General features: G+C 75.2%; 8 protein-coding genes. 5 read left to right on the top strand and 3 right to left on the bottom strand.

The window, feature by feature from the left end:
• Together PYV61_RS19860 and PYV61_RS19855 are read left to right on the top strand one after the other, a co-directional pair.
• Positions 1 to 845 (top strand): SbcC/MukB-like Walker B domain-containing protein (locus PYV61_RS19860; RefSeq protein WP_275834873.1); only part of this gene is annotated, 845 nt, incomplete at its 5' end.
• On the top strand, positions 845 to 1,825 hold the full coding sequence (locus tag PYV61_RS19855) for a GNAT family N-acetyltransferase (RefSeq protein WP_275834871.1): 981 nt from the start codon (positions 845 to 847) through the stop codon (positions 1,823 to 1,825). The genes PYV61_RS19860 and PYV61_RS19855, both read left to right, overlap by 1 nt.
• 84 nt (positions 1,826 to 1,909) lie before the next feature.
• Here PYV61_RS19855 and PYV61_RS19850 read toward each other — a convergent pair whose 3' ends face one another.
• Both PYV61_RS19850 and PYV61_RS19845 read right to left on the bottom strand, forming a co-directional pair.
• The gene (locus PYV61_RS19850) at positions 1,910 to 3,040 is read right to left on the bottom strand and encodes an acyltransferase (RefSeq protein ID WP_275834869.1); all 1,131 of its coding nucleotides are present in this window, start codon (positions 3,038 to 3,040) and stop codon (positions 1,910 to 1,912) included.
• Between the two features lie 106 nt (positions 3,041 to 3,146).
• A complete protein-coding gene (locus PYV61_RS19845; protein WP_275834867.1) occupies positions 3,147 to 3,557 on the bottom strand; it encodes a hypothetical protein in 411 nt (136 codons plus the stop codon).
• 239 nt (positions 3,558 to 3,796) lie between these two features.
• On the opposite strand from PYV61_RS19845, the gene PYV61_RS19840 reads away from it, so the two are divergent.
• Positions 3,797 to 4,273 carry a hypothetical protein gene (locus PYV61_RS19840; protein WP_275834866.1) on the top strand — a complete coding sequence of 159 codons (477 nt, stop codon included), beginning with the start codon at positions 3,797 to 3,799 and terminating at the stop codon, positions 4,271 to 4,273.
• Between the two features lie 27 nt (positions 4,274 to 4,300).
• Here PYV61_RS19840 and PYV61_RS19835 read toward each other — a convergent pair whose 3' ends face one another.
• Positions 4,301 to 4,480 carry a DUF5670 family protein gene (locus PYV61_RS19835; protein ID WP_275834863.1) on the bottom strand — a complete coding sequence of 60 codons (180 nt, stop codon included), beginning with the start codon at positions 4,478 to 4,480 and terminating at the stop codon, positions 4,301 to 4,303.
• Positions 4,481 to 4,614: 134 nt separating this feature from the next.
• Between PYV61_RS19835 and PYV61_RS19830 the strand changes: the two genes are divergently transcribed.
• Complete coding sequence (locus PYV61_RS19830; protein ID WP_275834861.1) at positions 4,615 to 5,028, top strand: 6-carboxytetrahydropterin synthase; 414 nt, start codon at positions 4,615 to 4,617, stop codon at positions 5,026 to 5,028.
• 10 nt (positions 5,029 to 5,038) lie between these two features.
• Complete coding sequence (gene folE, locus PYV61_RS19825; RefSeq protein WP_275834859.1) at positions 5,039 to 5,674, top strand: GTP cyclohydrolase I FolE; 636 nt, start codon at positions 5,039 to 5,041, stop codon at positions 5,672 to 5,674.
• The last annotated feature ends 85 nt before the right edge of the window (positions 5,675 to 5,759 follow it).

Here is a 5,759-nt window from a genome sequence, read left to right as displayed (position 1 = left end):
TGGTCGGCCGCGAGACGCAGGCGCTCGCCGCGCGCGGCCGGGCGGCGGCGGCGCTGGAGCGGCTGCGCGCGCGCGTCGCCGAGCTGCGGGCGCGGCGGGCCGGGGTGCAGATGGACGAGGAGCGGTTCGCCGACGTGCGCGCGGTGCACGAGCGCGCCGAGCTGGAGGCGCGGGCCGCCGAGCTGGCGGCGGTGCAGGCGCACGGCGAGGCGCGCACGGCCCGCGAGGCGCTGGAGTCCGCCGAGCAGGCGCGGCGCGACCTGGCCAAGGTGCAGGCGCGGCTCGACGCGCTGCAGGCGGAGAAGCGGCTGCACGACGAGCTCGATCGCGCGTACTCCGACCTGCGCACCGACCTCAACTTCCAGCTGCGCCCCGAGCTGTCCGAGCTGGCCAGCCAGTTCCTCGACCACCTGACGGACGCGCGCTACTCGCAGCTGGAGCTGGACGACCAGTACAACGTCGTCGTGCTCGAGGACGGCGTGCCGAAGCCGGTGATCTCGGGCGGCGAGGAGGACCTGGCCAACCTCGTGCTCCGGCTGGCGATCTCGCAGATGATCGCCGACCGCGCCGGGCAGAGCTTCTCGCTGCTGATCCTCGACGAGGTGTTCGGCTCGCTCGACGAGGCGCGGCGGGCCAACGTGGTGGAGCTGCTGCGGCGGCTGCACGACCGGTTCGAGCAGGTCATCGTCATCACGCACATCGAGGACGTGCGGGAGGGGCTGGACCAGGTGATCCGCGTGCGGTACGACGAGGAGCGGGGGAGCTCGGTGGTCGAGCAGGACGACGCGGCGCCGGCGCCGGCGGCGCCCGACGACGACGCGCCGCTGCTGCAGGAGGCGTCCTGATGGCCGGGCTCCGCACGTGGCGCGCGCCGCGCATGGTCGAGGGGCCGTTCCAGGCCCGCGTCGAGGACATCCCGGCGCTGAACGAGGTGTTCAGCGACGCGTTCACCGAGCGCTACCGCCGCGACGGGATGGTCGGCGTGCGCGTGCCGGCGCTCAACCCGCAGATCTGGCGCTACGCGATCGACGACGCGCAGGACGGCGCGATGCTCTGGCGCGGCGAGCGCGGCGAGGTGGCGGCGTTCAACGTCGCGCACCGCTCGGGCGCCGAGGGGTGGATGGGCCCTCTCGCGGTGCGCCCGGAGCTGCAGGGGGAGGGGCTCGGCAAGGACGTCGTGCGCGCCGGGATCGACTGGCTCCGGCGGCGCGAGGCGCGCACCATCGGCCTCGAGACGATGCCGCGCACGATGGACAACATCGGCTTCTACTCCGCGCTCGGCTTCACGCCGGGGCGGCTCACGCTGACGCTGACCGTCGATGCCGCGCCGGCCGACCACTCCGGCGTGCTGCTCGGGCGCCTGCCGGCGCGGGACCGCGAGGACGCGCTGGCGGAGTGCCGCGCCCTCACCGACCGGCTGCAGCCCGGCATCGACTTCACGCGCGAGCTGGCGCTGACCGAGGAGCTGGCGCTCGGCGACACGGTGCTGCTGTGGGGGAACGACGGGGCGCTGGCGGCGTTCGCGCTCTGCCACTCGGTGCCGCTGGTCGAGGGGCGCGTGCGCGAGGAGCTGCGCGTGCTGAAGCTCGCGATGGCCGACCCGGCGACGCTCCCGGCGCTGATGCGCGCGGTGGCCGACTTCGCGCGACGTAGCGGGACGCGGCGCGCGGCGGTGCGGGTGCAGGGCGTGTACGAGCGCATGTACCGCGAGCTCGTGACGCTGCGCGGGCGCGTGCGGTGGTCGGACCTGCGGATGACGCTCGACGGGTATCCGGAGGCGCCGGTGGCGGAGGGCGGGGTGGTGCTCTCCAACTGGGAGATCTGACGGCCGCTACAGGCATCTCCGCTCGGGTGCGCCGCCGGGAGATCACGAGGGTCGGGTCGTCGCGCCACTTCCGACGCGAGGCGCTCACGCCGCGATAGCGGGCGCCTCACGGGGCGACGCGTCGGCCTGTCGCCGGGGGGTAAGCCACCGCCGTTCCCAACACCGCCAGCTCGCCTCCGCGAGCGGGAACGTCACCAGGACCGCCGCGAGACGCTGGGCGACGGCCGGCAGCCCCGCGGCGCCGGGGGCGGGCTCCGCGAGCGTGTCCATCGCCTGCATGACGGGGAAGTGCCAGACGTACAGGCCGTACGAGCGCTGCCCGCACCAGCGCAGCCACGCCGCGTCGAGCGGAGAGGAGGGCCCCGTGCGCGCCCACGCCACCAGCCCGGCCGCGGCGGCCGAGCACGCGAGCAGGCCGATCCCCTGGACTCCGGGATGGAGCTGCCAGGTCGCGCCTTCCAGCATCGCGACGGCGAGATAGACGCCGAGCGCCGCGAGGCCCACGCCGCGGACGGGGATCGTGACGTGGCGCCCCGCCGCCGCGACCGCCGCCCCGAGCATCAGGCCGTCGGCGCGCGTCACCGGCAGCACGAACGCCTCGGTGGCGTGGCCGGCGAGGCCCATGGCGAGTCGGGCCGCGACGCTGGCGAGCGCGCCGCACAGGGCGACGCCCAGCAGACGGCGCGGCGCGACGACCGCCACCACGAGCGGCCACACGGCGTAGAACTGCTCCTCGACCGCGAGGCTCCAGAGGTGCGAGGTCCCGGCGGGAAGCGCGGCGAAGCTCTGCTCGAGCGCGATCGGGACGTTCGCGAGGTGCGCCACCAGCCACGGGAGTTGCGGGCGCGCCTGGGCGCCCCACGCCGTGTCCGGCGCTATGCCCCACGCGACCGCGGCCAGCGTCGCCAGCAGCAGCAGCTGTAGAGGCCAGATCCGTCGCAGGCGACGCAGGTAGAATGCCCGGAAGTAGTCCGCGGCCCCGCGCGTGGCCACCAGCTGCGCGGTGATCAGGTAGCCGGAGAGCGCGAAGAACAAGTCGACGCCGAGCCACCCCGACGCAAACGGCGCCAGCAGCCAGTGGCCCACGCCGTCGACGCGCCACCCCGACGCGACGTGCGACGCCAGGACGAGCAGCACGGCGACGCCCCGCAGGCCGTCCAGCGCGGGAACGCGCGCGGGCGCTGCTACGGCGTGCACGGGCGGGGCGATCGGCATCGGCGCGACGGGAGGGACAGGCGAGCGGGTCGCGCGAGCGACGACCGACGCCCCCCCGACGTTTCGCCGGAGCGAAAGGGCGCCGAACGGGCGCCGCGACCGCACGCTACGGCCGCAGGAAAACGAACGGCGCCCCCTCGACCGTGACGGCGAGCCGCGCCCCCGACCTGGTCGCCGTCAGCACCTCCGCCGCCGGCTGCGCCACGTGCAGCGTCATCGTCGTGTCCGACGGCCGCGCGTACGTGCCCTGCAGCAGCACGATCTCCGGCGCCGCCGTGCCGGCGACGTAGGTGCGCTCGTAGGCGAGCGCGAACCGCGCGCCGTCGAGGAGCTGCATGGTGCCGCACGCCGCGTACGCGGTCCGCCCGTCGCCCCGCTGGTACTGCGCCGGCACCGTCCGCCCGTTGACCGATTCGAGCCGGAAGAAGTCGCCCGCGTCCTCCAGGTCCGCGATCTCGCGGCAGCCGGCGGCCAGGAGGACGGCGAGCGTGAGGGGCGCGAGGCGGGGGGAGCGCATGGCCGGGCGGGGTGTGGGGGACGGCGGCCAGGAACAGCGCCGGGGGGCGCGCCAAGGTGCGCCGCGCGGGGCCCCGTCGACAGGGGCGGCGCGCGTGCCGAGCGCGGGTCCGCGGGGTACCTTGGGGACGTCACCCGCAGGCGACCGCCTCACCCCCGCTTCCGATGCGTCCATTCGCGCCCCTCGTCGTCCTCTCCCTCGCGGCCTGCGCCTCCGGCAGCGGCGGGAGCGGCGGACCCGTGGAGACCACGCGCACCGTCGTCTCGTCGGCGTCGCCGATGACCAACGACATCGAGTTGATGCGCGACACGCGGCTCGTCGCGCACCGCTCGCCCGCCACGCCCGACCGGATGTGGGCGACCCTCCCCGCCGCGCTGGCGGACCTCGGGCTGACCGGCGGCCCGCAGGCCGGGCAGTCGCGCACCTACCTCGCGTCGGCGACCGGGCTGCGGCGGCAGCTGAACAAGGTGCCGCTGTCGCGCTACCTCGAGTGCGGGACCACGCCGTCGGGCGCGCCCGGCGCCGACGTGCACCTCATCCGGCTGCAGGTCACCTCGATCGTCGAGCCGGACGGGCAGGGGTCGCGGCTGCGCACGCAGGTGCTGGCGCGCGGCACGTCGGTCGAGGGCTCGACCGGCACCGTGGACTGCGCGACGACCGGCGTGCTGGAGGCGCGGCTCGCCGAGGCGCTGGAGATGCGGCTGCGCCAGCCCTGACCGCGACGCCCCGCTGTGTCAGCGGCGTCAGCGCCGCGGGGCGTCGCCGTCGCGCGGGTCCGGGGTCGCGCGGGCCACGATCCGCCAGATGAGGATGTAGACTCCGGCCGTCAGCAGCGCGTGCACCCACCCCGGCGCCGGGAAGGCGAAGGTGCCGGCCGCCCACACGGCGAGCAGGAGCAGGGCGGCGACGGTCCAGAGGTCCATGGGGCGGGGCGGGCGGGGGCGGGGGCGATCGACGGGCCGGAGGCCTGAATCTAGCCGGGTCGGGCGCCAGGGAACCGCCCCCCGGCCTCGGCGTTGACCACGGGCGCCCCGCCGGCGCCCCCCCACCCCCCGCGATGCCCCACGTCACCGTCACGCGCCGCCTGCGCTTCAACGCCGCGCACCGCGTGCACAACCCCGCGCTCTCGGACGAGGAGAACCGCGCCCTGTTCGGGAAGTGCAACAACCCGAACTGGCACGGCCACAACTACGTGCTCGAGGTGTCCGTCGCCGGGCCGATCGACCCGCGCACGGGGTACGTGGTGGACCTGGGCGACCTGGCGCGCGTCGTCGAGCGCGAGTTCGTCGACAAGGTGGACCACCGCAACCTGAACCTCGACGTGGACTTCATGGCGGGGGTCAACCCCACGTCGGAGAACATCGTCGTGCAGTGCTGGCGCGTCATCGCGCCGCACGTCGCGCCGGCCCGCCTCACGCGGCTCCGGCTCTGGGAGACCGAGAACAACTATGTCGAATACGAGGGGGAGTGAGGCCGCCGTCGTGCGCCTCTACCCGAGCGACCACGCGTCGCTCGAGGGCGCGCAGGGGGCGGGCGGCGAGCAGTGCCAGCGCGAGTTCGAGGGGCTGGTGCGCCGCCAGCTCGAGCTGCTCGGCGAGGATCCCGAGCGCGACGGGCTGCTGAAGACGCCGAGCCGCGTCGCCAAGTCGATGGCCTGGCTGACGCGCGGCTACCAGATGGACGTCAGGGACGTCATCGGCGACGCGCTGTTCGAGGTGGACAGCGAGGGGATGGTGATGGTGCGGGACATCGAGCTGTACTCGCTGTGCGAGCACCACATGCTCCCGTTCTACGGCAAGGCGCACATCGCCTACATCCCGAACGGGCGCGTGGTCGGGCTGAGCAAGCTCGCCCGCGTGGTCGAGGTGTTCGCGCGCCGGCTGCAGGTGCAGGAACGGCTCACCGAGCAGATCGCCGCGGCGCTCGAGGACGTGCTCGCGCCCAAGGGCGTCGGCGTGGTGGTCGAGGCGGCGCACCTGTGCATGATGATGCGCGGCGTCGAGAAGCAGAACTCGATGACGGTGACCAGCGCGCTGCGCGGCGCGTTCCGCGACGACGGCCGCACCCGCGACGAGTTCCTCCGCCTGGCGCACGGCGCCGCCGGCTGGAGCCGGTGACCGGGCTGGCCGGCCGCACGGCGCTCGTCACCGGGGCGTCGCGCGGCATCGGCCTCGCCGCCGCCCTCGCGCTCGCCGCCGCCTG

Source organism: Roseisolibacter sp. H3M3-2 (assembly GCF_029211165.1).
In the GTDB taxonomy this organism is placed as follows: Bacteria; Gemmatimonadota; Gemmatimonadetes; order Gemmatimonadales; family Gemmatimonadaceae; genus Roseisolibacter.
The sequence above is the reverse complement of the archived record's forward strand: the minus strand, read 5'-3'. Positions and strand labels throughout refer to the sequence as shown.

What these genes read in the sequence shown, in the direction of transcription:
- PYV61_RS19855 (WP_275834871.1), top strand. Translation starts at nt 845, where the DNA reads ATGGCCGGGCTCCGCACGTGGCGCGCGCCGCGCATGGTCGAGGGGCCG.
- PYV61_RS19850 (WP_275834869.1), bottom strand. Translation starts at nt 3,040, where the DNA reads ATGCCGATCGCCCCGCCCGTGCACGCCGTAGCAGCGCCCGCGCGCGTT.
- PYV61_RS19845 (WP_275834867.1), bottom strand. Translation starts at nt 3,557, where the DNA reads ATGCGCTCCCCCCGCCTCGCGCCCCTCACGCTCGCCGTCCTCCTGGCC.
- PYV61_RS19835 (WP_275834863.1), bottom strand. Translation starts at nt 4,480, where the DNA reads ATGGACCTCTGGACCGTCGCCGCCCTGCTCCTGCTCGCCGTGTGGGCG.
- PYV61_RS19830 (WP_275834861.1), top strand. Translation starts at nt 4,615, where the DNA reads ATGCCCCACGTCACCGTCACGCGCCGCCTGCGCTTCAACGCCGCGCAC.